Raw genomic sequence first — 1,682 nt, 5'->3', positions numbered from 1 at the left:
GTCACGCTGAAAATGCCGGCCTTTGAATGGGTTCATGTGCAGCTCCATCAGCAAAAGGGGATGATAAGTTTATCACCACCGACTATTTGCAACAGTGCCATTAAAACATGCCGCGAAGATATGAATTGTGATTTGTGTATAATTTTACACGCTAACTACACAGTGAATTGAAAGTACTATCATAACTCATTGATATATGATGATTTAAAAAAACGTTTATCTGTGTGTTTACGCTAAAAAACGTGACGAACATCTCATAATAATACCCGTTCATTCGTATAGTGGGGTTATACGCCGGAGCCTACCGGCCATAAGACAGCGTGCAGAGCCGCCTGCTGTGGGGCCAGGCGGCAGCGGACGCCACCCTGCAGCCCGGACAGTACCGCAGCCTGGGCCTGAGCTGGTACGGCTCGGTGACCGCCACCGCCCACGGTGCCGCTTTCAGCCAGTCGATGGCCGGGAATGAGCCCCGCATGATGATAGATACCGGAGACGTGGCCGGTGTGCCGGTGAACGGCAACAGCGGGGTGACCAACCGCTTCGGGGTGGGCGTGGTGAGCGCCGGCAGCAGCTACCGCCGCAGCGATATTTCGGTTGATGTGGCCGCCCTGCCGGAGGACGTGGACGTCAGCAGCTCCGTCATCAGCCAGGTGCTGACGGAAGGCGCGGTGGGCTACCGGAAGATTGACGCCAGCCAGGGGGAGCAGGTGCTCGGCCATATCCGGCTGGCTGACAGCACAAGTCCGCCGTTTGGCTCCATGGTGGTGTCAGGGAAAACCGGCAGAACCGCAGGGATGGTCGGGGATGACGGACTGGTCTACCTGACAGGTCTCAGCGGGGAAGACCGCCGGACTCTGGACGTATCCTGGAATGGCCGGACACACTGCAGGCTGACGCTGCCTGAGAGCGCAGACCTCAGCCGGGGGCCGCTGTTACTGCCCTGCAGATAAAAATATCCCTGTCACAGAGCAGGACTAACGGAGAAAACAGGTTAAAAACAGCAGAATAAGCCGTGCGATTATACTCACACTGGCGGCAGCATGGGAGCCAGTGCAGCCCGGCGGCCGTCAACGTCGACCGGACCCGCATCATTATGGATGCACCACAGAAAACGGTGGCCATCACGCTGAATAATGATGACAAAACCACGCCGTTTCTGGCGCAGTCGTGGGTGACGGATGCTGACGGGGTGAAAACGGATGCGCTGATGGCGTTGCCGCCGCTGCAGCGTATTGATGCCGGACAGAAATCCCAGGTCCGTATCACCCAGGTTCGCGGGCTGACAGACAAGCTCCCTCAGGACAGGGAAACGCTGTTCTGGTTTAACGTGCGGGGCGTTCCCCCGAAGCCCGGAGACAATAATGTCCTGCAGCTGGCCATGCAGAGCCAGCTGAAATTGTTTTACCGGCCGAAAGCCATTATCAGAAACAGCAGTGACCAGCCGGAAAGCTGTGGTGTCACGCCGGCCCAGCAAAAGCTTCTGCAGGAAGTGTACAGGGGGCACACTCTGGCAGAAATGACGGGTATTCTGAGCACAGACATGAAGAAAATCTGGCAGAATAAGGATCGCCTGTTAGCAAAAAGGCACTGTTGCAAATAGTCGGTGGTGATAAACTTATCATCCCCTTTTGCTGATGGAGCTGCACATGAACCCATTCAAAGGCCGGCATTTTCAGCGTGAC

Annotated in this window: 2 pseudogenes; both read left to right on the top strand. The window is 56.1% G+C overall.

The annotated features are described in order from the left end of the window. Positions 1 to 317: 317 nt before the first annotated feature. Positions 318 to 950, top strand: a pseudogene (locus D7S44_RS23250) (fimbria/pilus outer membrane usher protein); the annotation flags it as partial. Positions 951 to 1,005: 55 nt separating this feature from the next. Continuing rightward, positions 1,006 to 1,504, top strand: a pseudogene (locus tag D7S44_RS23245) (fimbria/pilus periplasmic chaperone); the annotation flags it as partial. Positions 1,505 to 1,682 lie beyond the last annotated feature (178 nt).

Source organism: Pantoea piersonii, assembly GCF_003612015.1.
Lineage (GTDB): Bacteria > Pseudomonadota > Gammaproteobacteria > Enterobacterales > Enterobacteriaceae > Pantoea > Pantoea piersonii.
This window is presented reverse-complemented; position numbering and strand designations above follow the sequence as displayed.